This is a genomic window from Rhodanobacter sp. DHB23 (assembly GCF_014842975.1).
In the GTDB taxonomy this organism is placed as follows: Bacteria; Pseudomonadota; Gammaproteobacteria; order Xanthomonadales; family Rhodanobacteraceae; genus Rhodanobacter_A.
Genome location: NZ_JACYXK010000027.1, coordinates 42,514 through 66,756, shown reverse-complemented (window position 1 = coordinate 66,756; position 24,243 = coordinate 42,514). Strand labels below are relative to the sequence as shown.

Genomic DNA, 24,243 nt, shown 5'->3' with positions numbered 1-24,243 from the left:
ATGAGTTTCACCATCGCTCCCGCCCGCCTCGACCAGGCCGACGCGCTGCGCGACATCGAGCGCGCGGCGCAGGAACTGTTCCGCGGCCATCCCGCGTGGCCGTCCTACGCGGCCGCGCCCATGGATGTGCAGGCCCTGCTCGAGGCAACGGCTGCCGGGCACGTGTGGGTGGCGCAGGACGGGGAGGGTCGTGCCGTGGGCTTCGTGGGCGTGGCGGTCGAGGACGGCGAAGTGGGCATCGCCGAGATCGACGTGCTGCCCAGCCACGGCCGGCGCGGCATCGGCGCGGCGCTGCTGGAGCACGCCTGCGCGTGGGCGGCCGAGTCGGGCTATCCGTCGGTGGTGCTGGGCACGCTCGCGGACGTGCCGTGGAATGCCCCGTTCTATGCGCGCCACGGTTTCGAGGCCATCGATCCGGCGCGCTACACGCCGGCGCTGGCGGAACACGATGCGCACGACCGCGCGCGCGGCTTTCCCATGCACCTGCGCGTCTACATGCGCCGCCGCCTGCAGGCTTCGCCCCGCGGCTGGACGCGCTGGCCGGCGCCGGCCAAGCTCAACCTGTTCCTGCGCATCACCGGCCGTCGCGCCGACGGCTACCACGAGCTGCAGACCGTGTTCCGCCTGCTCGACTGGGGCGACGGGCTGCGCCTGCGCGTGCGCACGGATGGCGTGATCCGCCGCGTCAGCGACGTGCCCGGCGTGCCCGAACAGGACGACCTGGTGGTGCGCGCCGCGTGGCTGCTGCGCGAACGCTCGGATGGCACGCTGGGTGCGGACATCGAGCTGGAAAAGCGTATCCCGATGGGCGGCGGCCTGGGCGGCGGCAGCTCGGACGCGGCCACCGTGCTGGTGGCGCTGAACCACCTGTGGGGTTGCGGGCTGGACGAGGACGCGCTGGCGGAACTGGGCCGGCAACTGGGTGCCGACGTGCCGGTCTTCGTGCGCGGCCGTTCGGCCTGGGCCGAGGGCGTGGGCGAGCGGCTCACCCCGCTGGCGCTGCCGCGGCGGCATTACGTGGTGCTCGACCCGCATGAGCACGTGCCCACCGCGGCGCTGTTTCAAGCGCCTGAATTGACACGAAATGCGCCCCGGGCGACAATTTCATCCTTTGTTTCGGGCGAAACGACGGAGAACGCCTTCACATCGGTGGTGCGCGAGCGCCATCCGCGCGTGGCGGCGGCGCTGGATTGGCTGGGCCAGTACGGTCCGGCAAGGCTTTCCGGCAGCGGCGGTTGCGTGTTCCTGGAGCTGCGCTCGCGGGAACAGGCGCAGGCCATCGCGGATCGTTGCCCCGCGGCGTTCACGGCCCACGTGGCCACCGGCGTCGCGGTTTCGCCCTTGCATGAGGCATGGGGTCGCCATGAAGGCGGCCCGAACCGGCCCTGACGGCCGGAGCAGCGACAGGCGAACCACAGGAGTGGTCGCTCCGATGGATCGCCAGGAAGGCGGCCCATCGGGATCAATCACTGGGGCGTCGCCAAGCTGGTTAAGGCACAGGATTTTGATTCCTGCATGCGAAGGTTCGAATCCTTCCGCCCCAGCCACTCTAGGGAATCTGGGTGGCGGAATCCTGCACTACCCAGACTCTCGCACCTTCATCGCACTCCGAGGAATGCACGCGTGGACAGTTCCAGCCCGATGATGCTGTTTGCCGGCAACGCGCATCCCCGTCTCGCCGAGGAGGTCGCGCATCGCCTGGGCGTGCCGCTGGGCAAGGTCCTGGTCAGCACCTTCAGCGACGGCGAGGTGCAGATCGAGATCGAGGAGAACGTGCGCAACCAGGAAGTGTTCGTGCTGCAGCCCACGGGCGCGCCGAGCGCGAAGAACCTGGTCGAGTTGCTGGCGCTGGCCGACGCGCTGAAGCGCGCCTCCGCCGCCCGCGTCACCGCGGTGATCCCGTACTTCGGCTATGCGCGGCAGGACCGCCGCCCGCGTTCGGCGCGCGTGCCGATCACCGCGAAGCTGGTGGCCAAGATGATCGGCACGGCCGGCATCGACCGCGTGGTCACGGTGGATCTGCATGCCGAGCAGATCCAGGGTTTCTTCGACATCCCGGTGGACAACGTCTACGCCTCGCCGGTGCTGCTGGCCGACATCTGGCGCAACCACAGCATGGACGACCTGATCGTGGTCAGCCCGGACGTGGGCGGCGTGGTGCGCGCCCGCGCGCTGGCCAAGCGGCTGGATGACGCCGACCTGGCGATCATCGACAAGCGCCGCCCCAAGGCCAACGTGGCCACGGTGATGAACATCATCGGCGACGTCGCGGGCAAGACCTGCGTGATGGTGGATGACATCGTCGACACCGCCGGCACGCTGTGCGCCGCGGCCGCGGCGCTGAAGGAGCGCGGCGCGAAGAAGGTGGTGGCCTATTGCGTGCACCCGGTGCTGTCCGGCGCGGCGATGAGCAACCTGGAGAATTCCCAGCTCGACCAGCTGGTGGTCACCAACACGCTGCCGCTCAGCGCCGAGGCGAAGGCCAACGCGAAGATCCGCGTGCTGTCGGTGGCCGAGCTGCTGGCCGAGACGATCCGCCGCGTCGCCTTCGGCGAATCGGTGAGTTCGCTGTACATCGATTGATTGAACGCCGGGATTCGGAATTCGGGATTCGGGATTCGGAAAAGCCAAGGGCTCGCGCCTCGCCGCTCTACCGAATCCCGAATCCCGTCTCCCGAATCCCGATCCAACGACTCCCCTGGTCGCGGGGGAGTCACTCAACCGCCGCAAGGTGGATCACTCCAAAGGTAGTAAAAGAAATGGCACAGACTCATGAAATCAAGGCCGAGAGCCGCAAGGACGAGGGGAAAGGTGCGAGCCGCCGCCTGCGTCGTGCGGCCTACGTGCCGGCCGTCGTCTATGGCGCAGGCCAGCCCCCGCAGAGCATCCAGATCGAGCACAACACCATCCTGCTCGCCGCCAAGCACGAGTGGTTCTTTTCCTCCGTGCTCGACCTGAACGTCGACGGCAAGGTGCAGAAGGTGCTGGTGCGCGACTGGCAGAAGCACCCGTTCAAGCAGCAGATGATGCACATGGATTTCCTGCGCATCGACGAGAACCACGCCATCCGCGTGAACGTGCCGCTGCACTTCCTCAACCAGGAAAAGTCCGCTGCCGCCAAGACCTCCGGCGTGGTGATCTCGCACAACCTGACGGAAGTGGAAATCTCCTGCCTGCCGAAGGACCTGCCGGAGTTCATCGAACTCGACCTGGCCGACCTGAAGCCCGGCGACATCATCCACCTGTCGCAGCTGAAGCTGCCGAAGGGCGTGGAGATCGTGGCGCTGCACCTGGGTGCCGACCACGACACCACGGTGGTCACCGCGAACGCGGTGAAGGAAGAGGTCGAGGAAGTGCCTGCCGAAGCCGCTCCGGCCGCGGAAGCGAAGCCCGCCGCCCCGGCCAAGGACAAGAAGTAAGCCGCTGCGTCCCGCGCCCGTCCGGGCGCGGGACGTGTGCGCTTGCTTGCCGTCATGGCGGGTCTGCGACTCATCGTCGGGCTGGGCAATCCCGGTGCCGAATACCTCCGAACCCGGCACAACGCCGGGTTCTGGTTTGTTGACGCCCTCGCGGCGGGGCAGGACGGGCGCTGGGGCTTCGACGGCAAGCTGCACGGCGAGACCTGCAAGCTGCGCATCGCCGGCGAGCCGGTGTGGCTGCTCAAGCCCGCCACCTTCATGAACAAGAGCGGCATCGCGGTGGCTTCCGCGCTGCGCTACTACAAGATCGAGCCGGACGAGTGCCTGGTGGCGCACGACGAGCTGGATCTCGATGCGGGCACCGTGCGGATGAAGTTCGACGGCGGCCACGGCGGCCAGAACGGCCTGCGCGACATCGTGGCCCACCTCGGCCACGGCAGGTTCCACCGCCTGCGCATCGGCATCGGCCATCCCGGCCACAAGGACAAGGTCACACCCTGGGTGCTCGGACGCCCCTCGGCGCAGGACGAGGACGCCATCCTTGACGGCGTCGCGCGCGCGCTGGACGTGCTGCCGCTGGCGGTCGAGGGGCAGTTCGACAAGGCCATGCAGCGGTTGCATACGAAATAGCCGGGATTCGGGATACGGGATTCGGGATTCGTCAGAAGCATGGCGGTCCCGCTCTTCCGAATCCCGAATCCCAAATCACGAATCCCGGAGCAAAAAATGGGCATCAAATGCGGCATCGTCGGCTTGCCCAACGTCGGCAAATCCACCCTGTTCAACGCGCTGACCAAGGCCGGCATCGCCGCGGCGAACTTCCCGTTCTGCACCATCGAGCCGAACGTGGGCGTGGTGCCGGTGCCTGACCTGCGGCTCAATGCGCTGTCGGCCATCGTCAATCCGCAGAAGGTGATCCCGACCGCGGTGGAGTTCGTGGACATCGCCGGCCTGGTCGCCGGCGCGTCGAAGGGCGAGGGCCTGGGCAACAAGTTCCTCGCGCACATCCGCGAGGTGGACGCGATCACCCACGTGGTGCGCTGCTTCGAGGGCGACGTGATCCACGTGGCCGGCAAGGTCGATCCGATCGCCGACATCGAGACCATCGACACCGAGCTGGCGCTGGCCGACCTGGAATCGGTGGAGAAGGCGCTGAACCGCGCCGAGCGCGCGGCCAAGGCCAACGACAAGGAAGCACTGGCGAAGAAGCCGGTGCTGCAGAAGCTCGCCGTCGCGCTCAACGAGGGCAGGTCGGCGCGCAGCGTGAAGCTGGATGACGAGGAAAAGGCGCTGGTGCGCGACCTGTTCCTGCTCACGCTGAAGCCGCTGATGTACATCGCCAACGTGCTGGAAGACGGCTTCGAGAACAACCCGCATCTCGATGCCGTGCGTGCGCGCGCCGCCGAGGAGGGCGCCGAGGTGGTGCCGGTGTGCGCCGCCATCGAGGAGGAGCTGGCCCAGCTCGACGACGCCGATCGCGACGAGTTCCTCAAGGACCTGGGCCTGGACGAGCCGGGCCTCAACCGCGTGATCCGCGCCGGCTACAGGCTGCTCGACCTGCAGACCTATTTCACCGCCGGCGTGAAGGAAGTGCGCGCCTGGACCATCAAGCGCGGCTATACCGCGCCGCAGGCCGCCGGCGTGATCCACACCGACTTCGAGCGCGGCTTCATCCGCGCCGAAACCGTCTCCTACGACGACTTCATCCAGTACAAGGGCGAGAAGGGCGCCGCCGATGCGGGCCGCCTGCGCAAGGAAGGCAAGGACTACGTGGTCAAGGACGGCGACGTGCTGCATTTCCTGTTCAACGTCTGATCCATGCCGTCCGCATCGCGCGGACGGCATGCGCCAACAGCCTCATTCCGTGCAAGGATGCGCGCCGTTCGGCAAGGCGACGCGCGGGGCGGGGCATGGCAAAGGCGGCATTGAGCATCAGGCTGGGTCGGCCCGGCGACGCGCGCGCGGTGGGCATGCTGGTGCGTCGCATGACGCGACGCTGGATCCTGCCCGACCAGCCGCGCGAGGCCGGGCTGGCGCTGCTGTCGCGGCAAGGCGCGGCAGTCCAGCGCAGGCACATGGAAGAGGGGCATCGCTTCCATCTCGCCTGGCTCGGGGACACCCTGGTGGGGGTGGCGACAATGCGCGACGACAGCCATCTCACCCAGCTCTTCGTCAGTACCCGCTACCACGGACACGGCATCGCGCGGCGCTTGTGGCGGCGTGCGATGGCCGATGCGGTGCATCGGGCCGGCACGCGCCGTTTCACGCTCAATGCCTCGCGCTGTGCGGTGCCGGCATACCGGAGGCTGGGATTCGTGGCCACCGGGCCGGAGCGCCTGTCGCCGAGTGGCGTGCTCACCACGCCGATGGAACTGAAGCGCATCCCGATGCGCGGCCGGCGGGCATAATGCGGCTTTTCCCGCCGCGGTGATCGGAGTACGCATGCCAGGCCAGCAGCACGAAGTCACTTTCCGTTTCCTCGCCCAGCCCACCGACGTCAACTTCGGCGGCAAGGTGCATGGCGGCATGGCGATGAAGTGGATCGACCAGGCCGGTTACGCCTGCGCGGTGGCGTGGAGCGGGGCGTATTGCGTCACGGTCTCGGTCAGCGGGATCCAGTTCGTGGCGCCGATCCTGATCGGCGACCTGGTCACGGTGCGGGCGAGGCTGATCCACACCGGCACCTCCAGCATGCACCTGGCGGTGGACGTGCTGGCCAGCGACCTGCGCAAGAACGAGCAGCGCCTGGCGACCAGTTGCGTGATGGTGTTCGTGGCGCTGGACGCCCCCGACGGCAAGCCCACGCCGGTGCCGCACTGGGAGCCGCGCGACGACGGCGAGCGCAAGCTGCAGGCGCATGCGCGGCGCTTGCAGGAGTTGTCGCGCGAGATGGAGCGCCTGGTCGACGTGCAGGCCGACGAAGGTCCGCAGAATTCCGGCTGAAATCGGGTTCGCGATGCGCCGCAGGTGTTGACAGTCGGCGGGGCGATCCACACAATACGCGTTCTTTGTTGGAGGGATACCCAAGCGGCCAACGGGGGCAGACTGTAAATCTGCTGGCTTACGCCTTCGGTGGTTCGAATCCACCTCCCTCCACCAGTCGATTCGCGCAGCTTGCGATTGGGCTGGTTCGCCAGGCCGGTTCGGCCGACCCTGGCAACGGGCTCCGCGCAGGGCGGGAGTAGTTCAATGGTAGAACCTCAGCCTTCCAAGCTGATGGTGCGGGTTCGATTCCCGTCTCCCGCTCCATTGAATGTCCTGTCACGAAAGATTCGTCGCTGACTGCAACAGGTCGCGCGCTTTCTTGAAAGGTCCGGCAGGATGCCGGTCTTGTGCTTCGCCATCATGGAGGATGGCTGAATTTGAAGAGTCCGGCAGGATGCCGGTTTGTTCTTCGCCGTCATGGAGGACGGCCGAAAGTCTTCGCTCATGTAGCTCAGTCGGTAGAGCACTTCCTTGGTAAGGAAGAGGTCGCTGGTTCGATTCCAGTCATGAGCACCATCTTTGTTGCTCGCCCGTTCCGGGCGGTTTTCCTCTCACTGACTCCACCGGGATTCTGGTCATGGCAAAGGGCAAGTTCGAGCGCACCAAGCCCCACGTGAACGTGGGCACGATTGGTCACGTGGACCACGGCAAGACGACGCTGACGGCGGCGCTGACGAAGGTCGGTGCGGAGCGCTTCGGCGGCGAATTCAAGGCCTACGACGCGATCGACGCGGCGCCGGAAGAGAAGGCGCGCGGCATCACGATCTCGACCGCGCACGTCGAGTACGAATCGCCGAGCCGCCACTACGCGCACGTGGACTGCCCGGGCCACGCCGACTACGTGAAGAACATGATCACGGGTGCGGCGCAGATGGACGGCGCGATCCTGGTGTGCTCGGCCGCGGACGGCCCGATGCCGCAGACGCGCGAACACATCCTGCTCAGCCGCCAGGTGGGCGTGCCGTACATCGTCGTGTTCCTGAACAAGGCCGACATGGTGGACGACGCCGAGCTGCTCGAGCTGGTCGAGATGGAAGTGCGCGAGCTGCTGTCGAAGTACGACTTTCCGGGCGACGACACCCCGATCATCAAGGGTTCGGCGAAGCTGGCGCTGGAAGGCGACCAGTCGGAGATCGGCGTGCCGGCGATCATCTCGCTGGTGGACGCGCTGGACACGTACATTCCGGAGCCGCAGCGTGCGATCGACCAGCCGTTCCTGATGCCGGTGGAAGACGTGTTCTCGATCTCGGGCCGCGGCACCGTGGTGACCGGCCGTATCGAGCGTGGCGTGATCAAGGTCGGTGACGAAATCGAAGTGGTGGGCATCCGTCCGACCCAGAAGACCACCGTGACCGGCGTGGAAATGTTCCGCAAGCTGCTGGACCAGGGCCAGGCGGGCGACAACGCGGGTCTGCTGCTGCGCGGCCTGAAGCGTGACGACGTGGAGCGCGGCCAGGTGCTGGCGAAGCCGGGCACGATCACCCCGCACACGGACTTCGAGGCCGAGGTGTACGTGCTGTCGAAGGACGAAGGCGGCCGTCATACCCCGTTCTTCAAGGGCTACCGTCCGCAGTTCTACTTCCGCACGACGGACGTGACCGGTGCGATCGAGCTGCCGGAAGGCGTGGAGATGGTCATGCCGGGCGACAACATCAAGATGGTGGTGAGCCTGATCCACCCGATTGCGATGGACCAGGGCCTGCGTTTCGCGATCCGCGAAGGCGGCCGCACCGTCGGCGCCGGCGTGGTGGCCAAGGTCATCAAGTAATACCCTGCGGGATCCGGGTGCGGGATTCGGCGGCGCGGCAACGCGCTCCCGGCTTCCGAGGCCCGGATCCCGTCTCCCGTTTCAAGATACGCCAGTAGCTCAATTGGCAGAGCAGCGGTCTCCAAAACCGCAGGTTGGGGGTTCGAGTCCCTCCTGGCGTGCCATCTCTCCGAGGATCGATGACGGATGGCGGCAAACGGATGCTCCGCGCATCTGGTTGCCGATGACATCCGCAGACTGCGCATGAATACCAAGGCAGAACAGCCCAAGGGCACGACCGCCGCCGATATCGCCAAGCTGGTGCTGGCCGCCGTGATTCTGGCGGCTGGCATCGTCGCGTATTCGTGGTTCGGCAACGACGCCAGCGTGCCGCCGGTGGTGCGCCTGCTGGGCGTGCTGGCGGCACTGGTGGTTGCGCTGGCCATCGCTGCGTTCACCGCGCTGGGGCGCCGCGTGCGGCACTTCCTCGCCGAATCGCAGTTCGAGATGCGCAAGGTGGTCTGGCCGACGCGCGACGAGACGATCAAGACCACCGGCATCATCATCGTCGTGGTCATCGTGCTCGCCCTGTTGCTGGGCCTGATCGATCTGTTCCTGAAGACAGTCATTCTCGACTGGCTGCTGAAGCTTTGAGGCCCAAACCATGAGCAAGCGTTGGTATGTGGTGCACGCCTATTCGGGCTTCGAGAACCAGGTCCGCCGGGCACTTTCCGAGCGCATCCAGCGCGCCGGGATGGAGGAGAGGTTCGGCGAAGTGCTGGTGCCCACCGAGGAAGTGATCGAGATGCGCGGCGGCCAGAAGCGTCGCAGCGATCGCAAGTTCTTCCCCGGCTACGTGCTGGTGCAGATCGAGACCAACACCGAGGGCAAGGCGCCGCGCATCGACGACGAGTGCTGGCACCTGGTCAAGGAAACCCCCAAGGTGATGGGTTTCATCGGCGGCACCGCCGATCGCCCGCTGCCGATCCGCGACAGCGAGGCCGACACCATCCTGAGCCGCGTGCGCGAGGGCGTGGAAAAGCCCAAGCCCAAGGTGCTGTTCGAGCCGGGCGAGATGGTGCGAGTCACCGACGGCCCGTTCAACGACTTCAACGGCGTGGTCGAGGAAGTCAATTACGAGAAGAGCCGCCTGCGCGTGGCGGTGCTGATTTTCGGCCGCTCCACCCCGGTGGAGCTGGAATTCGGCCAGGTCGAAAAGGCCTGAGGCACGCGACGCCCCGGCATGGGGCTTGCTAGGAAGCTGGTCAATCTTTATACTGCACGGTTCCCGCCGGGGTCTTTCGACCCGGCGTGTCCGTGTTTCAAGGAATCCGCGGGATGCGGATTTCCCTCCCAACCAGGGATGTTGCATGGCGAGGAGCCGCAAGGCGCCTGAACTCGCGAGGAAAATCCAATGGCAAAGAAAGTAGTCGGCTACATCAAGCTGCAAGTCAAGGCCGGTCAGGCCAACCCGTCGCCGCCCGTGGGCCCGGCCCTCGGCCAGCGCGGCCTGAACATCATGGAATTCTGCAAGGCGTTCAATGCCGCCACGCAGAAGATGGAGCCGGGTCTGCCGATCCCGACCATCATCACCGCGTATTCCGACCGCAGCTTCACCTTCATCACCAAGACCCCGCCGGCCACCGTGCTGATCAAGAAGGTCACGGGTGTCGCCAAGGGTTCATCGAAGCCGAACACCGACAAGGTCGGCAAGATCACCCGCAAGCAGCTGGAAGACGTTGCGAAGCAGAAGGAGCCGGATCTGACGGCTGCCGATCTGGACGCCGCGGTGCGCACCATTGCCGGTAGCGCGCGCAGCATGGGCCTGGTGGTGGAGGGTTAAGACATGGCAAAGATCACCAAGCGTATGAAGGCCGCCCAGGCCGCAGTGCAGCCGGGCAAGGTCTATGGTCTCGAAGAGGCCCTGAAGATCGTCAAGGACAACGCCAAGGCGAAGTTCGCTGAATCCGTCGACGTGGCCGTGCGCCTCGGCATCGACGCCAAGAAGTCCGATCAGGGCGTGCGCGGCTCCTCGCTGCTGCCGCATGGCACCGGCAAGACCGTCAAGGTCGCCGTGTTCGTGCCGGCCGGTGAGAAGGCCGAGGCCGCCAAGGCCGCCGGTGCCGACGCCGTCGGCATGGACGATCTGGCCGAGCGCATGCAGGCTGGCGACCTCGACTTCGGTCGCGTGATCGCCACGCCGGACGCGATGCGCGTGGTCGGCAAGCTGGGCCAGTTGCTCGGTCCGCGCGGCCTGATGCCGAACCCGAAGGACGGCTCGGTCACCGCCGACGTCGCCACCGCGGTGAAGAACGCCAAGGCCGGCCAGGTGAAGTTCCGCAACGACAAGGCGGGCATCATCCACGCCACCATCGGCAAGGCCACCTTCGAAGCCTCGCAGCTCGCCGACAACCTCAACGCGCTGGTTGCCGACCTGCTGAAGGCCAAGCCGGCCACGGCGAAGGGCCAGTACCTGCAGAAAGTCGCCCTGTCCAGCACGATGGGTGTCGGCGTCGCCGTCGATGCCTCGTCGCTGACCATCGCGACCAAGTAAGTCATTCAAGTCCCGCACGGCCATGCGCCGTGCGGGCACGTTTTTGAGGGCAGCCCCGGTTGCAAGCCGGAGCCGCCGTCAAAGACCGCAGGCGCGATCAGCGCGCGACGGCGACGAGCAGGGAGCTCGTATTGGCATGGAAACGCCGTCGTCGCCAGCGGGGTCGCTTAATCGGGTTCCTTGCGGATCCGGCCTGCGCAGATGGTGCTGCCCCTTCTGGAATCGTTTGATCTGTTCTGGAAAGGCCACCACCCGGGACACCCCGTGTCCCCGACGTCACGGATGGCGTCGCTCAGGACCGCAAGCGGCAGGAGCCGTAAGCGGATTTCATAGTGGAGGAGTGATATGGCTCTGAATCTCTCGCAGAAGCAAGAAGTAGTCGCCGAGCTGGCAGAAGTCGCAGCGAAGGCTCACTCCTTGGTCGCAGCCGAGTATGCGGGCACCACGGTCGAGCAGATGACCGCGATGCGCAAGAAGGCCCGTGAGTCGGGTGTGTTCCTGAAAGTCGTCAAGAACACGCTGGCTTCGCGCGCCGTGGTGGGTACCGAGTTCGAGGTCGTCAAGGACGCCCTGACCGGTCCGCTGCTGTACGCATTCTCGACCGAGGAGCCCGGCGCTGCCGGTCGCCTGATCAAGGAATTCGCCAAGGGCAACGACAAGCTGAAGGCGCGCGTCGTCTCGGTGGAAGGCAAGTTGCTGCCGGCTGAACACGTCGAAGTGTTGGCATCGCTGCCGACCCGCGAGCAGGCCCTGGCCATGCTGGCACGTGTGCTGGCCGAGCCGGCCGCCATGTTCGCCCGCGTCGTCAAGGCTGTGGCCGACAAGCAGGGTGGTGGCGAAGTCGCCGCCGAAGCCCCGGCCGAGGCCGAGCCCGCCTAAGTTCGCCGTCTACTCAATCGAATCAATTTCCAGAAGGTAAATCAAAATGTCCCTGACCAACGAACAGATCGTTGAAGCCGTCGCCGCCAAGTCGCTGATGGAAGTGATGGACCTGGTGAAGGCCATCGAAGAGAAGTTCGGCGTGACCGCCGCCGCCCCGGTGATGGTTGCCGCCGGCCCGGCCGCTGCCGGCCCGGCTGCCGAAGAGCAGACCGAGTTCGACGTGATCCTGAAGAGCGCCGGCGACAAGAAGGTCGACGTGATCAAGGCCGTCCGTGCCATCACGGGCCTGGGCCTGAAGGAAGCGAAGGACCTGACCGAAGCCGGTGGCGTCGTGAAGGAAGCCGCTTCGAAGGAAGACGCTGCGAAGTTCAAGAAGGACCTCGAAGCTGCCGGCGCCACGGTCGAACTGAAGTAATCGGCGCTCTTGCGCGCCGTCAGTTTGACTTAGCGCAAGCCAAGCCTGGGGGCGAAAGCCCCCGGGCTTTGGCCGCTTAAGGAGTCGGGCGGCGCGCGGGCCAGGATGGCCCGCCGTGAATCGGGCGCTTGCGCCCGATTCAGCGGAGCCCGCAGCGGGTCAGGAGACCCGCCGCAAATCAGGCGCGTGGCGCCTGATTTGACGGAGCCCGCCTTTGGCGGGCGAGCCACAAATGGGCAGGAGCCCATTTGCGGCCCATCAAGCATGGATGCTGTGGCTTTGGGGTATGGCGGCTGGGAATTCAGGTGCTGAGTTCCCAACCGCGATCTCCCAGATCAAGTCTTCATCATTTCAGCCGGTGCGTGCACCACCGGCGTCACTGCGAACCGAGGCGTCAACCATGACCTACTCGTTTACCGAGAAGAAGCGCATCCGCAAGGATTTCGGCAAGCGGCCCCCCGTGCTGGGCGTGCCCAACCTGCTGACCATCCAGACCGATTCCTACCGTGAGTTCCTGCAGGAATTCGTCGCGCCCAAGCAGCGCGAAGACAAGGGTTTGCATGCCGCCTTGAAGTCGGTGTTCCCGATCGTGAGCTACTCGGGCAACGCCGCGCTGGAATACGTTGACTACCGCCTGGGCGAGCCGGGCTTCGACGAGCGCGAGTGCCGCAACCGCGGCATGACCTTCGGCGCGCCGCTGCGCGTGACCGTGCGCCTGGTGATCTACGACAAGGACAGCCCGGCCTCGAAGAAGGCGGTGAAGTATGTCAAGGAGCAGGAGGTCTACATGGGCGAGATCCCGCTCATGACCGACACCGGCACCTTCATCATCAACGGCACCGAGCGCGTCATCGTCTCGCAGCTGCATCGTTCGCCGGGCGTGTTCTTCGACCACGACCGCGGCAAGACGCACAGCTCGGGCAAGCTGCTGTTCTCGGCCCGCGTGATCCCCTACCGCGGCTCGTGGCTGGACTTCGAGTTCGACCCGAAGGACGCGCTGTTCACCCGCATCGACCGTCGCCGCAAGCTGCCGGTGACCGTGCTGTTGCGCGCGCTCGGCTACACCAACGAGGAGATGCTGGGCATCTTCTTCGAGCACAACGTGTTCCATCTCGGCGCCAAGGGCGGCACCACGCTGGAGCTGGTTGCCGAGCGCCTGCGCGGCGAGACGCTGTCGTTCGACCTGGCGATCGGCGGCAAGGTGCTGGTGGAAGCCGGCAAGCGCATCACCGCGCGCCACGTGCGCCAGCTCGCGGCCGAGAACATCACCGCGCTGGAAGTGCCGGACGACTACCCGGTCGGCCGTATCCTTGCCACCGACATCGTCGACGCCAAGACCGGCGAGCTGCTGGCCTCGGCGAATGACGAGATCACCGCCGAGCAGCTGGAGAAATTCCGCAAGGCCGGCATCGAAGTCGTGCCGACGCTGTACGTGAACGACCTCGACCGCGGCGCCTACATCTCGCACACCCTGCGCATCGACAACACCAAGACGCCGCTGGAGGCGCTGGTGGAGATCTACCGCATGATGCGCCCGGGCGAGCCGCCGACCAAGGACGCCGCGCAGAACCTGTTCTTCAACCTGTTCTTCACCTTCGACCGCTACGACCTGTCGGCCGTGGGCCGCATGAAGTTCAACCGCCGCGTGGGCCGCAAGGACATCCTCGGCCCCGGCGTGCTGTACGACCACAAGTACTTCGGCGACCGCAAGGAAGAGGAGTGCCAGCGGCTGGTCAAGGAGCAGGGCGAGACGTCCGACATCCTCGACGTGCTGAAGGTGCTGATCGACATCAAGAACGGCCACGGCACCGTGGACGACATCGACCACCTGGGCAACCGCCGCGTGCGCTCGGTCGGCGAGATGACCGAGAACACCTTCCGCATCGGCCTGGTGCGCGTCGAGCGCGCGGTGCGCGAGCGCCTGTCGCTGGCCGAGGCCGATGGCCTGACCCCGCAGGACCTGATCAACGCCAAGCCGGTCGCGGCGGCGGTGAAGGAGTTCTTCGGCTCCTCGCAGCTCTCGCAGTTCATGGACCAGAACAACCCGCTGTCGGAAGTGACGCACAAGCGCCGCGTCTCGGCGCTGGGGCCGGGTGGCCTGACCCGCGAGCGTGCCGGCTTCGAGGTGCGCGACGTGCACCCGACCCACTACGGCCGCGTCTGCACCATCGAAACGCCGGAAGGCCCGAACATCGGCCTGATCAACTCGCTCGCCGTGTACGCGCGCACCAACCAGTACGGCTTCCTGGAGACGCCGTACCGCAAGGTCGCGCACGGCAAGGTCACCGACAAGGTGGATTACCTGTCGGCGATCGAGGAAGGCGACCACGTGATCGCGCAGGCGAACTCGCCGCTGGACAAGCACGGCGCCTTCGTCGAAGAGTTCGTGTCCTGCCGTTTCCGCGGCGAGTCCGAGCTGCGTCCGGCCGCCGAAGTCGACTACATGGACGTCTCGCCGATGCAGACCGTGTCGGTCGCGGCGGCGCTGGTGCCGTTCCTCGAGCACGATGACGCGAACCGCGCGTTGATGGGCGCGAACATGCAGCGCCAGGCCGTGCCGACCCTGCGTTCGCAGACCCCGCTGGTGGGCACCGGCATCGAGCGCGCCGTGGCGCGCGACTCCGGCGTCATCGTCACCGCCAAGCGCGGCGGCGTGATCGACCAGGTGGACGCCGGCCGCATCGTGGTGCGCGTGAACGAGGACGAGGTGGGCGAGCACGACGCTGGCGTCGACATCTACACGCTGACCAAGTACACCCGCTCCAACCAGAACACCAACCTCAACCAGCGCCCGCTGGTGAACGTGGGTGACGTGGTGGCGAAGGGCGACACGCTGGCCGACGGTTCGTCGACCGACCTGGGCGAGCTCGCGCTCGGCCAGAACATGCTGATCGCCTTCATGCCGTGGAACGGCTACAACTTCGAAGACTCGATCCTGCTGTCCGAGCGCGTCGTGCAGGAAGACCGCTACACCTCGATCCACATCGAGGAGCTGGCCTGCGTCGCGCGCGACACCAAGCTGGGCGCCGAGGAAATCACCGCCGACATCCCGAACGTGGGTGAGCAGGCGCTGGCGCGCCTCGACGAGAGCGGCATCGTCTACATCGGCGCCGAGGTGAAGGCCGGCGACATCCTGGTCGGCAAGGTCACGCCGAAGGGCGAGAGCCAGCTGACGCCGGAAGAGAAGCTGCTGCGCGCGATCTTCGGCGAGAAGGCGTCCGACGTGAAGGACAGCTCGCTGCGCGTGCCGCCGGGCATGGACGGCACCGTCATCGACGTGCAGGTGTTCACCCGCGACGGCATCGAGAAGGACAAGCGCGCCAAGCAGATCGAGGAAACCGAGGTCAAGCGCATCCGCAAGGACTTCGACGACCAGTTCCGCATCCTCGAAGGCGCGATCTACAACCGCATGCGCGTCCAGCTCGTCGGCCAGACCGCGGTGAGCGGCCCGGGCGGCCTGAAGCGCGGTGCCGAGATCACCGACGCCTACCTCGACGGCCTGAAGAAGGACGACTGGTTCAAGATCAACGTCAAGGACGAATCCGTCACCGAGTTCCTCGAGCGTGCGGGCGACCAGGTCAAGCGCCACAAGGAAGAGTTCGACAAGCGCTTCAAGGAGAAGCAGGGCAAGATCACCCAGGGCGACGACCTCGCGCCGGGCGTGCTGAAGATGGTCAAGGTGTTCCTGGCCGTGAAGCGCCGCATCCAGCCGGGCGACAAGATGGCCGGCCGTCACGGCAACAAGGGCGTGGTGTCGAACGTGGTGCCGGTGGAAGACATGCCGCACATGGCCGACGGTACCTCGGTGGACATCTGCCTGAACCCGCTGGGCGTGCCCAGCCGTATGAACATCGGCCAGATTCTCGAAGTGCACCTGGGCTGGGCGGCCAAGGGCCTGGGCAGGAAGATCCAGCAGATGCTGGAGGCGCAGGCCAAGGTCAAGCAGGTCCGCGAGTTCCTCGACCAGATCTACAACCACCACGTCGCCGGCGCGGTGCAGCACGTCGACCTGAAGTCGCTCACCGACGACGAGATCCTGGCGTTGGCGAAGAACCTGCAGCAAGGCGTGCCGATGGCTACCCCGGTGTTCGACGGTGCCGAGGAGCAGGAGATCAAGGCGATGCTGAAGCTCGCCGACCTGCCCGAGTCGGGCCAGACCACGCTGTTCGACGGTCGCACCGGCGAGGCGTTCGATCGCCCGGTCACCGTGGGCTACATGCACTACCTGAAGCTGAACCACTTGGTCGACGACAAGATGCACGCCCGTTCGACCGGCCCGTACTCGCTGGTCACCCAGCAGCCGTTGGGCGGCAAGGCGCAGTTCGGCGGCCAGCGCTTCGGCGAAATGGAAGTCTGGGCGCTGGAAGCCTACGGCGCGGCCTACACCCTGCAGGAAATGCTGACGGTGAAGTCCGACGACGTGCAGGGCCGCAACCAGATGTACAAGAACATCGTCGACGGCAACCACGAGATGGCGGCAGGCATGCCGGAATCCTTCAACGTGTTGGTGAAGGAAATCCGCTCGCTCGGTATCGATATCGATCTGGAAGAAGTGAAGTGAGTTGAGGCGGAGACGAGGAGCGGACCGTCGCTCCCCGTTCTCCCGGTTCCCGATTCTCCATTCCCTATTCCCGATCTTCGGAGACTCCCATGAAAGACCTGCTCAACCTGTTCAACCAGCAGCGCGTCACGCCCGAGTTCGACTCGATCAAGATCGCGCTGGCCTCGCCGGAGCTGATCCGCTCGTGGTCCTACGGCGAGGTGAAGAAGCCGGAAACGATCAACTACCGCACCTTCAAGCCCGAGCGCGACGGCCTGTTCTGCGCCGCCATCTTCGGCCCGGTGAAGGACTACGAGTGCCTGTGCGGCAAGTACAAGCGCATGAAGCACCGCGGCGTGGTCTGCGAGAAGTGCGGCACGGAAGTGACGTTGGCCAAGGTGCGCCGCGAGCGCATGGGCCACATCGAACTGGCTTCGCCGACTGCGCACATCTGGTTCCTCAAGTCGCTGCCGTCGCGCATCGGCCTGATGCTGGACATGACCCTGCGCGACATCGAGCGCATCCTGTACTTCGAAGCCTTCGTGGTGATCGACCCGGGCCTGACCGCGCTCGAACGCGGCCAGTTGCTGAGCGAAGACCAGTACCTCGAAGCGGTGGAAGAGCACGGTGACGAGTTCGATGCCCGCATGGGTGCCGAGGCCGTCTACGAGCTGCTGAAGTCGCTGGACCTGCCGGGCGAAGTGATCCGCCTGAAGGAAGAAATCGCGTCGACCAACTCCGAGACCAAGCTGAAGCGCCTCACCAAGCGCGTGAAGCTGATCGAGGCCTTCATCGAGTCAGGCAACAAGCCGGAGTGGATGGTGCTGACCGTGCTGCCGGTGCTGCCGCCGGACCTGCGTCCGCTGGTGCCGCTGGACGGCGGCCGCTTCGCGACCTCGGACCTCAACGACCTGTACCGCCGCGTCATCAACCGCAACAACCGCCTGAAGCGCCTGCTCGAACTCAACGCGCCCGACATCATCGTGCGCAACGAGAAGCGCATGCTGCAGGAATCGGTCGACGCGCTGCTCGACAACGGCCGCCGCGGCCGTGCCATCACCGGCACCAACAAGCGCGCGCTGAAGTCGCTGGCCGACATGATCAAGGGCAAGCAGGGCCGCTTCCGCCAGAACCTGCTCGGCAAGCGCGTGGACTACTCCGGCCGCTCGGTGATCACCGTGGGCCCGACGCTGCGCCTGCACCAGTGCGGGCTGCCGAAGAAGATGGCGCTGGAGCTGTTCAAGCCCTTCATCTTCGCCAAGCTGCAGGCCCGCGGCGAAGCCACCACCATCAAGGCCGCCAAGAAGCTCGTCGAGCGCGAGGAAGGCCAGGTGTGGGACATCCTGGAAGAGGTGATCCGCGAGCATCCGGTGCTGCTGAACCGCGCACCCACGCTGCACCGCCTCGGCATCCAGGCGTTCGAGCCGATCCTGATCGAGGGCAAGGCGATCCAGCTGCACCCGCTCGTCTGTACCGCGTTCAACGCGGACTTCGACGGCGACCAGATGGCCGTGCACGTGCCGCTGTCGATCGAGGCGCAGCTGGAAGCGCGCGCCCTGATGATGTCGACCAACAACATCCTGTCGCCCGCCAACGGCGAGCCGATCATCGTGCCGACCCAGGACGTGGTGCTGGGCCTGTACTACATGACCCGCGAGCTGGTGAATGCGAAGGGCACCGGCATGGCGTTTTCCAGCATCAGCGAAGCGCGCCGTGCTTATGACAACCGTGCGGTCGAGCTGCACGCCAAGGTCAAGGTGCGCATGAAGCAGGTGCACATCGCCGCCGACGGCAGCCGCACTGAAGAGACCAAGCTGGTCGAGACCACCGTGGGCCGCGCCCTGCTGGCCGAGATCCTGCCGGAAGGCCTGCCGTTCCAGCTGGCCAACACCGAGCTGACCAAGAAGGCGATCTCGCGCCTGATCAATGCCAGCTACCGCGGCCTGGGCCTGAAGGAAACCGTGGTCTTCGCCGACAAGCTGATGTACACCGGCTACCGTTTCGCGACGCGCGCCGGCATCTCCATCGGCATCGACGACATGAAGATCCCGGCCGAGAAGAAGGCGATCCTCGAGGAAGCCGAGAAGGAAGTCGTCGAGATCCAGCAGCAGTACCAGTCGGGCCTGGTCACCGCCGGCGAGCGCTACAACAAGGTGGTCGACATCTGGTCGCGTACCAACGAGCAGGTGGCCAAGGCGATGATCGACGGCATCGGCACCGAGACGGTGACCGACAGCGCGGGCAAGCAGGTCGCGCAGAAGTCGATGAACTCGTTGTACATCATGGCCGACTCCGGCGCGCGTGGTTCGGTGGCGCAGATCCGCCAGCTGGCCGGCATGCGCGGCCTGATGGCCCGCCCGGACGGCTCGATCATCGAGACCCCGATCAAGGCCAACTTCCGCGAAGGCCTGAACGTGCTGCAGTACTTCAACTCCACCCACGGTGCCCGCAAGGGCCTGGCGGATACGGCGCTGAAGACCGCGAACTCCGGTTACCTCACCCGCCGCCTGGTGGACGTGGCGCAGGACGTGGTCATCACCATGGACGACTGCGGCACCGAAGACGGCCTGATCATGCAGCCCATCGTGGAAGGCGGCGACGTGGTCGAGCCGCTGCGCGAGCGCGTGCTGGGCCGCGTGGTGGTCGAGGACGTCTACGCCCCCGGCAACGACGACCAGCCGATCGTCGAGCGCGACACCCTGCTCAACGAAGCCCTGGTCGAGAAGCTGGACAAGGCCGGCGTGCAGTCGATCAAGGTGCGTTCGCCGATCACCTGCTCCGCCAGCCATGGCGTGTGCAAGCTGTGCTACGGCCGTGACCTGGCCCGTGGCCACCTGGTCAACATGGGCGAGGCCGTGGGTGTGGTCGCCGCGCAGTCGATCGGCGAGCCCGGCACCCAGCTGACCATGCGTACCTTCCACATCGGCGGCGCGGCTTCGCGTGCGGCCGCGGTGGACAACGTGACGGTGAAGACCACCGGCACGCTGAAGTTCAACAACATCAAGACCGTGCAGCACGCCCAGGGTCACCTGGTGGCGGTATCGCGTTCGGGCGAAGTGTCGGTGCTCGATACCAGCGGCCGCGAGCGCGAGCGCTACAAGGTGCCTTACGGCGCCACCATCGCGGTCAAGGACGGCGACTCGGTCAAGGCTGGCCAGGCCGTGGCCAACTGGGATCCGCACACCCACCCGATCGTGTCGGAAGTGGCCGGTACCGTGCGCTTCATCGACTTCATCGATGGCGTCACCGTGCAGAGCCAGACCGACGAGCTGACCGGCCTGGAGTCGGCGGTGGTGACCGATCCGAAGCGCCGTGGCACGGCCGCCAAGGACCTGCGCCCGATCGTGCGCCTGGAAGACGCCAAGGGCCGCGAGCTGAAGCTGCCGGGCACCGACGTGCCGGCGCAGTACATGCTGCCCGCGGGCGCCATCGTGTCGATCCAGAACGGTGCCGCGGTGGGCGTGGGCGACGTGGTTGCGCGTATCCCGCAGGACGCCTCCAAGACCCGCGACATCACCGGCGGTCTGCCGCGCGTGGCCGACCTGTTCGAGGCGCGCAAGCCGAAGGAGCCGGCGATCCTGGCCGAGCGTTCGGGCGTGGTCAGCTTCGGCAAGGACACCAAGGGCAAGCAGCGCCTGATCATCAAGGACGTCGACGGCAACGAGCACGAGGAGCTGATCCCGAAGTGGCGCCAGGTCATCGTGTTCGAAGGCGAGCACGTGGAGAAGGGCGAAACCATCGTGGACGGCGAGCCCAGCCCGCACGACATCCTGCGCCTGCTGGGCGTGGAGCCGCTGGCGGCCTACCTGGTCAAGGAAATCCAGGACGTCTACCGCCTGCAGGGCGTGAAGATCAACGACAAGCACATCGAAGCGATCATTCGCCAGATGCTGCGCAAGGTCGAGATCACCGAACCGGGCGACAGCCATTATCTGCGCGGCGAGCAGGTGGAGCGTGTGCGCATCAACGCCGAGAACGATCGTGCGGAAAGCAAGGGCGAGCGCCGGGCCGAGTACCAGTCGGTGCTGCTGGGCATCACCAAGGCCTCGCTGGCCACCGAGTCGTTCATCTCGGCGGCCTCGTTCCAGGAAACCACCCGCGTCCTCACCGAGGCGGCGGTGCGTGGCACGCGCGATACCTTGCGTGGCCTGAAGGAAAATGTTATCGTCGGCCGTCTGATTCCCGCGGGTACCGGCTTGGCGTATCACGCCTCGCGCCGCAACCAGGGTGGCTTGTCCGCCTCGGATTTCGAAACGCTCTCCGGTGCCGCTTCCGCCGTCTCGTTCGCCGAGGCGCCGGCCGGTGGTGATGGTGCCGAGTAAGTCCGATACGGGCGTTGCTCGCTAGACATACGAAATGAGGTGCACGGATGCACCTCGTGTTCGGGTCATGGAAGGCGGGACGCTGGCTTGTCCTTGACAGGCTGTCCGTGTTATATTCCCGCTTCTTGGCAGACCGAGCTCGTTCGGGCTGCCTTTATGTTTTCAGAATAGGTTACGCATGGCGACTATCAACCAGTTGGTGCGCAAGTCCCGCAGCCCGAAGAGCTACAAGAGCGATTCGCCTGCCCTGCAGAACAGCCCGCAGCGTCGCGGCGTCTGCACGCGCGTGTACACGACCACCCCGAAGAAGCCGAACTCGGCGTTGCGCAAGGTTGCCAAGGTGCGCCTGACCAACGGCTACGAGGTCATCAGCTACATCGGCGGCGAAGGCCACAACCTGCAGGAGCACTCGGTGGTGCTGATCCGCGGCGGCCGCGTCAAGGATCTCCCCGGCGTGCGCTACCACACGGTGCGCGGCAGCCTCGACTGCGCGGGCGTCACCAAGCGTCGCCAGTCGCGTTCGAAGTATGGCGCCAAGCGCCCGAAGGCTTAATTGTGTGCGGCCATCCTGGTCGCTGAATAACGGATATCAAACATGTCGCGTAAAGGTTCCCATCCCGCCCGTGTGGTGCTGCCCGACCCGAAGCACGGCAGCCAGCTGATCGCCCGTTTCATCAACATGGTGATGAAGAGCGGCAAGAAGTCGGTGGCCGAGAGCATCGTCTACGGTGCGCTCGAGCATCTGGGCGAGAAGCACGCCGAGCCGGTGGCTCTGGTCGAGAAGGCGCTGAACAACGTCGCGCCCGCCGTCGAGGTGAAGTCCCGCCGTGTCGGTGGCGCCACCTACCAGGTGCCGGTCGAAGTGCGTCCGGGCCGCCGCATGGCGCTGGCGATGCGCTGGGTGATCGAGGCTGCGCGCAAGCGTGGCGAGACCTCGATGCCGCGCAAGCTGGCCGCCGAGCTGCAGGAAGCCTCCGAGAGCCGTGGTGGTGCCGCCAAGAAGCGCGAGGAAACCCATCGCATGGCGGAAGCCAACAAGGCCTTCTCGCACTACCGCTGGTAATTCGGCGGTAAATGCGCCGCCCGCGGGTGCGGGCGGCGCCATACAAGCCGGCACTTGTGCCGGATTTTTTCATGACCAGTGCGGCTCGGATGGCCGCCGCTGCCCCATCGGGGATGGATCTCCGTCGGACTACGACTATGGCACGCACCACTCCCATCGACCGCTACCGCAACTTCGGCATCATGGCCCACATCGATGCCGGCAAGACCACGACCACGGAGCGCATCCTGTTCTACACCGGCGTCTCGCACAAGATTGGCGAGGTGCATGACGGTGCGGCCACGATGGACTGGATGGAGCAGGAGCAGGAGCGCGGCATCACCATCACTTCCGCCGCCACCACGGCGTTCTGGAAGGGCATGGATGGCTCGATGGAGCAGCACCGCTTCAACATCATCGACACTCCCGGGCACGTTGACTTCACCATCGAAGTGGAGCGTTCGCTGCGCGTGCTCGACGGCGCGGTGTTCGTGCTGTGCGCGGTCGGCGGCGTGCAGCCGCAGTCCGAGACGGTGTGGCGCCAGGCCAACAAGTACCACGTGCCGCGCCTCGCGTTCGTCAACAAGATGGACCGCACCGGCGCGAACTTCTACAAGGTCGTCGACCAGCTGAAGGCCCGCCTTGGCGCCAACCCGGTGCCGATGGTGGTGCCGATCGGCGCCGAGGACGACTTCGAGGGCGTGGTCGACCTGCTCAAGATGAAGGCGATCATCTGGGACATGCCGTCGCAGGGCATGAAGTTCGAATACCAGGACATCCCGGCGAACCTCGCGGACAAGGCTGCCGAGGCCCGTTCGTACATGGTCGAGTCGGCGGCGGAAGCCAGCGAAGAGCTGATGAACAAGTACCTTGAAGAGGGCGACCTCTCAGAGGATGAGATCATCGCGGGCATGCGCCAGCGTACCCTGGCCAGCGAGATCATCCCGGTCTACTGCGGCACCGCCTTCAAGAACAAGGGCGTGCAGGCGATGCTCGACGCGGTGGTGCACCTGCTGCCGTCGCCGGTGGATCGCCCGCCGGTGGCCGGCGTGGACGAGAACGACCAGGAAGCGCATCGCGATGCCAGCGACGCCGCACCGTTCTCCGCGCTCGCGTTCAAGATCATGACCGACCCGTTCGTCGGTTCGCTGACGTTCTTCCGCGTCTACTCGGGCGTGCTGAATGCCGGCGATGCGGTCTACAACCCGGTGAAGTCGAAGAAGGAACGCATCGGCCGCATCCTGCAGATGCACGCGAACGATCGTCAGGAACTGAAGGAAGTCCGCGCGGGTGACATCGCCGCGGCGGTCGGCCTGAAGGACGTGACGACCGGCGACACGCTGTGCGCGCAGGACCACGTGATCACCCTGGAGCGCATGACGTTCCCGGAGCCGGTGATCTCGATGGCAGTGGAGCCGAAGACCAAGTCCGACCAGGAAAAGATGGGCATCGCGCTGGGCCGCCTGGCCGCCGAGGATCCGTCCTTCCGCGTGCGTACCGACGAGGAATCCGGCCAGACCATCATCTCGGGCATGGGCGAGCTGCACCTCGACATCATCGTCGACCGCATGCGTCGCGAGTTCAACGTGGAGGCGAACGTCGGCAAGCCGCAGGTGGCCTACCGCGAGACGATCCGCAGCAGCGACGTGAAGTCCGACTACAAGCACGCCAAGCAGTCCGGCGGCAAGGGCCAGTACGGCCACGTGGTGATCGAGATGTCGCCGATCAGCGATGCCGATCGTGCGGACGAGAAGATCTCCGCGCAGATCAAGGACGACTTCCTGTTCATCAACGACATCACCGGTGGCGTGATCCCGAAGGAATTCATCCCCTCGGTGGAAAAGGGCCTGCGCGAAACCATCACCAGCGGTCCGCTGGCTGGCTTCCCGGTGGTGGGCGTCAAGGCGAAGCTGGTGTTCGGCTCCTACCACGACGTCGACTCGTCCGAAATGGCGTTCAAGCTGGCCGCCTCGATGGCGTTCAAGCAGGGCTTCGCGAAGGCCTCGCCGGTGCTGCTCGAGCCGATCATGAAGGTCGAGGTGGTGACGCCGGAGGACTACGTGGGCGACGTGATGGGCGACATGAGCCGTCGTCGCGGCATCCTGCGTGGCCAGGAAGATACGCCGTCGGGCAAGACTGTCGACGCGTTCGTGCCGCTGGGCGAGATGTTCGGCTACGCCACGAGCATCCGCTCGCTGACGCAGGGCCGCGCCACCTTCACGATGGAGTTCGACCACTACGCCGAGGCGCCGAACAACATCGCCGAGCAGGTTATTAAAAAGGCCTGATTTTTTGCGGCCGGATTGATTTTGCGGTCATCCTGACCGCGAAGATCAA

The 24,243-nt window shown here is 65.9% G+C and carries 19 protein-coding genes and 5 tRNA genes; all 24 read left to right on the top strand.

The window, feature by feature from the left end; all coding sequences use genetic code 11:
- The 24 genes from ispE (at window position 1) to fusA (ending at window position 24,194) form a co-directional block, all read left to right on the top strand.
- On the top strand, window positions 1–1,389 hold the full coding sequence (gene ispE / locus IHE47_RS10185; protein WP_192105786.1) for a 4-(cytidine 5'-diphospho)-2-C-methyl-D-erythritol kinase: 1,389 nt from the start codon (window positions 1–3) through the stop codon (window positions 1,387–1,389).
- Between the two features lie 81 nt (window positions 1,390–1,470).
- A tRNA-Gln gene (locus IHE47_RS10180) sits at window positions 1,471–1,547 on the top strand.
- A 94-nt stretch (window positions 1,548–1,641) separates the two neighbouring features.
- On the top strand, window positions 1,642–2,583 hold the full coding sequence (locus IHE47_RS10175) for a ribose-phosphate diphosphokinase (protein WP_192106072.1): 942 nt from the start codon (window positions 1,642–1,644) through the stop codon (window positions 2,581–2,583).
- 176 nt (window positions 2,584–2,759) lie between these two features.
- Window positions 2,760–3,419: a 50S ribosomal protein L25/general stress protein Ctc gene (locus tag IHE47_RS10170; protein WP_192105785.1), complete on the top strand. Its 660-nt coding sequence runs from the start codon at window positions 2,760–2,762 to the stop codon at window positions 3,417–3,419.
- 54 nt (window positions 3,420–3,473) lie between these two features.
- Complete coding sequence (pth, locus tag IHE47_RS10165; RefSeq protein WP_192105784.1) at window positions 3,474–4,049, top strand: aminoacyl-tRNA hydrolase; 576 nt, start codon at window positions 3,474–3,476, stop codon at window positions 4,047–4,049.
- A gap of 96 nt (window positions 4,050–4,145) precedes the next feature.
- Window positions 4,146–5,234, top strand: coding sequence for a redox-regulated ATPase YchF (ychF, locus tag IHE47_RS10160; RefSeq protein ID WP_192105783.1), 1,089 nt, complete (start codon window positions 4,146–4,148; stop codon window positions 5,232–5,234).
- A gap of 95 nt (window positions 5,235–5,329) precedes the next feature.
- The gene (locus IHE47_RS10155) at window positions 5,330–5,827 is read left to right on the top strand and encodes a GNAT family N-acetyltransferase (protein ID WP_192105782.1); all 498 of its coding nucleotides are present in this window, start codon (window positions 5,330–5,332) and stop codon (window positions 5,825–5,827) included.
- A gap of 34 nt (window positions 5,828–5,861) precedes the next feature.
- Entirely contained in the window at window positions 5,862–6,362 is a 501-nt protein-coding gene (locus IHE47_RS10150) for an acyl-CoA thioesterase (protein WP_192105781.1), read from the top strand.
- Window positions 6,363–6,432: 70 nt separating this feature from the next.
- Window positions 6,433–6,518 (top strand) — tRNA-Tyr (locus IHE47_RS10145).
- A 76-nt stretch (window positions 6,519–6,594) separates the two neighbouring features.
- Window positions 6,595–6,668, top strand: a tRNA-Gly gene (locus IHE47_RS10140).
- A 176-nt stretch (window positions 6,669–6,844) separates the two neighbouring features.
- Window positions 6,845–6,920, top strand: a tRNA-Thr gene (locus tag IHE47_RS10135).
- A 61-nt stretch (window positions 6,921–6,981) separates the two neighbouring features.
- Window positions 6,982–8,172 (top strand): elongation factor Tu, encoded by a 1,191-nt coding sequence (gene tuf / locus IHE47_RS10130; protein ID WP_192105771.1) that lies wholly within the window; start codon window positions 6,982–6,984, stop codon window positions 8,170–8,172.
- Window positions 8,173–8,260: 88 nt separating this feature from the next.
- A tRNA-Trp gene (locus tag IHE47_RS10125) sits at window positions 8,261–8,336 on the top strand.
- A gap of 79 nt (window positions 8,337–8,415) precedes the next feature.
- Window positions 8,416–8,805 (top strand): preprotein translocase subunit SecE, encoded by a 390-nt coding sequence (gene secE / locus IHE47_RS10120; RefSeq protein WP_192105780.1) that lies wholly within the window; start codon window positions 8,416–8,418, stop codon window positions 8,803–8,805.
- Between the two features lie 10 nt (window positions 8,806–8,815).
- A complete protein-coding gene (gene nusG / locus IHE47_RS10115) occupies window positions 8,816–9,376 on the top strand; it encodes a transcription termination/antitermination protein NusG (RefSeq protein WP_192105779.1) in 561 nt (186 codons plus the stop codon).
- Window positions 9,377–9,565: 189 nt separating this feature from the next.
- Entirely contained in the window at window positions 9,566–9,994 is a 429-nt protein-coding gene (gene rplK, locus IHE47_RS10110; protein WP_192105778.1) for a 50S ribosomal protein L11, read from the top strand.
- Between the two features lie 3 nt (window positions 9,995–9,997).
- Window positions 9,998–10,705, top strand: a complete 708-nt coding sequence (gene rplA / locus IHE47_RS10105; RefSeq protein ID WP_192105777.1) for a 50S ribosomal protein L1 — start codon at window positions 9,998–10,000, stop codon at window positions 10,703–10,705.
- Between the two features lie 345 nt (window positions 10,706–11,050).
- Window positions 11,051–11,584, top strand: a complete 534-nt coding sequence (gene rplJ, locus IHE47_RS10100; protein ID WP_192105776.1) for a 50S ribosomal protein L10 — start codon at window positions 11,051–11,053, stop codon at window positions 11,582–11,584.
- A 46-nt stretch (window positions 11,585–11,630) separates the two neighbouring features.
- Window positions 11,631–12,002, top strand: a complete 372-nt coding sequence (gene rplL / locus IHE47_RS10095) for a 50S ribosomal protein L7/L12 (protein ID WP_131413565.1) — start codon at window positions 11,631–11,633, stop codon at window positions 12,000–12,002.
- A 400-nt stretch (window positions 12,003–12,402) separates the two neighbouring features.
- Window positions 12,403–16,563 carry a DNA-directed RNA polymerase subunit beta gene (gene rpoB / locus IHE47_RS10090; RefSeq protein WP_192105775.1) on the top strand — a complete coding sequence of 1,387 codons (4,161 nt, stop codon included), beginning with the start codon at window positions 12,403–12,405 and terminating at the stop codon, window positions 16,561–16,563.
- Between the two features lie 89 nt (window positions 16,564–16,652).
- Window positions 16,653–20,864 (top strand): DNA-directed RNA polymerase subunit beta', encoded by a 4,212-nt coding sequence (rpoC, locus tag IHE47_RS10085; RefSeq protein WP_192105774.1) that lies wholly within the window; start codon window positions 16,653–16,655, stop codon window positions 20,862–20,864.
- A gap of 178 nt (window positions 20,865–21,042) precedes the next feature.
- Window positions 21,043–21,417: a 30S ribosomal protein S12 gene (rpsL, locus tag IHE47_RS10080; RefSeq protein WP_077481292.1), complete on the top strand. Its 375-nt coding sequence runs from the start codon at window positions 21,043–21,045 to the stop codon at window positions 21,415–21,417.
- Between the two features lie 42 nt (window positions 21,418–21,459).
- Window positions 21,460–21,927: a 30S ribosomal protein S7 gene (rpsG, locus tag IHE47_RS10075; protein WP_192105773.1), complete on the top strand. Its 468-nt coding sequence runs from the start codon at window positions 21,460–21,462 to the stop codon at window positions 21,925–21,927.
- Between the two features lie 137 nt (window positions 21,928–22,064).
- Window positions 22,065–24,194 (top strand): elongation factor G, encoded by a 2,130-nt coding sequence (fusA, locus tag IHE47_RS10070; protein WP_192105772.1) that lies wholly within the window; start codon window positions 22,065–22,067, stop codon window positions 24,192–24,194.
- Window positions 24,195–24,243 lie beyond the last annotated feature (49 nt).

Bases quoted from the DNA above. Each gene is read 5' to 3' on its own strand.
- rplJ (WP_192105776.1), top strand. From the start codon at position 11,051: ATGGCTCTGAATCTCTCGCAGAAGCAAGAAGTAGTCGCCGAGCTGGCA.
- rpsL (WP_077481292.1), top strand. From the start codon at position 21,043: ATGGCGACTATCAACCAGTTGGTGCGCAAGTCCCGCAGCCCGAAGAGC.
- ispE (WP_192105786.1), top strand. From the start codon at position 1: ATGAGTTTCACCATCGCTCCCGCCCGCCTCGACCAGGCCGACGCGCTG.
- IHE47_RS10175 (WP_192106072.1), top strand. From the start codon at position 1,642: ATGATGCTGTTTGCCGGCAACGCGCATCCCCGTCTCGCCGAGGAGGTC.
- secE (WP_192105780.1), top strand. From the start codon at position 8,416: ATGAATACCAAGGCAGAACAGCCCAAGGGCACGACCGCCGCCGATATC.
- nusG (WP_192105779.1), top strand. From the start codon at position 8,816: ATGAGCAAGCGTTGGTATGTGGTGCACGCCTATTCGGGCTTCGAGAAC.
- fusA (WP_192105772.1), top strand. From the start codon at position 22,065: ATGGCACGCACCACTCCCATCGACCGCTACCGCAACTTCGGCATCATG.
- rplA (WP_192105777.1), top strand. From the start codon at position 9,998: ATGGCAAAGATCACCAAGCGTATGAAGGCCGCCCAGGCCGCAGTGCAG.
- IHE47_RS10155 (WP_192105782.1), top strand. From the start codon at position 5,330: ATGGCAAAGGCGGCATTGAGCATCAGGCTGGGTCGGCCCGGCGACGCG.
- rpoB (WP_192105775.1), top strand. From the start codon at position 12,403: ATGACCTACTCGTTTACCGAGAAGAAGCGCATCCGCAAGGATTTCGGC.
- rplK (WP_192105778.1), top strand. From the start codon at position 9,566: ATGGCAAAGAAAGTAGTCGGCTACATCAAGCTGCAAGTCAAGGCCGGT.
- rpsG (WP_192105773.1), top strand. From the start codon at position 21,460: ATGTCGCGTAAAGGTTCCCATCCCGCCCGTGTGGTGCTGCCCGACCCG.
- rpoC (WP_192105774.1), top strand. From the start codon at position 16,653: ATGAAAGACCTGCTCAACCTGTTCAACCAGCAGCGCGTCACGCCCGAG.
- IHE47_RS10150 (WP_192105781.1), top strand. From the start codon at position 5,862: ATGCCAGGCCAGCAGCACGAAGTCACTTTCCGTTTCCTCGCCCAGCCC.
- IHE47_RS10170 (WP_192105785.1), top strand. From the start codon at position 2,760: ATGGCACAGACTCATGAAATCAAGGCCGAGAGCCGCAAGGACGAGGGG.
- pth (WP_192105784.1), top strand. From the start codon at position 3,474: ATGGCGGGTCTGCGACTCATCGTCGGGCTGGGCAATCCCGGTGCCGAA.
- ychF (WP_192105783.1), top strand. From the start codon at position 4,146: ATGGGCATCAAATGCGGCATCGTCGGCTTGCCCAACGTCGGCAAATCC.
- rplL (WP_131413565.1), top strand. From the start codon at position 11,631: ATGTCCCTGACCAACGAACAGATCGTTGAAGCCGTCGCCGCCAAGTCG.
- tuf (WP_192105771.1), top strand. From the start codon at position 6,982: ATGGCAAAGGGCAAGTTCGAGCGCACCAAGCCCCACGTGAACGTGGGC.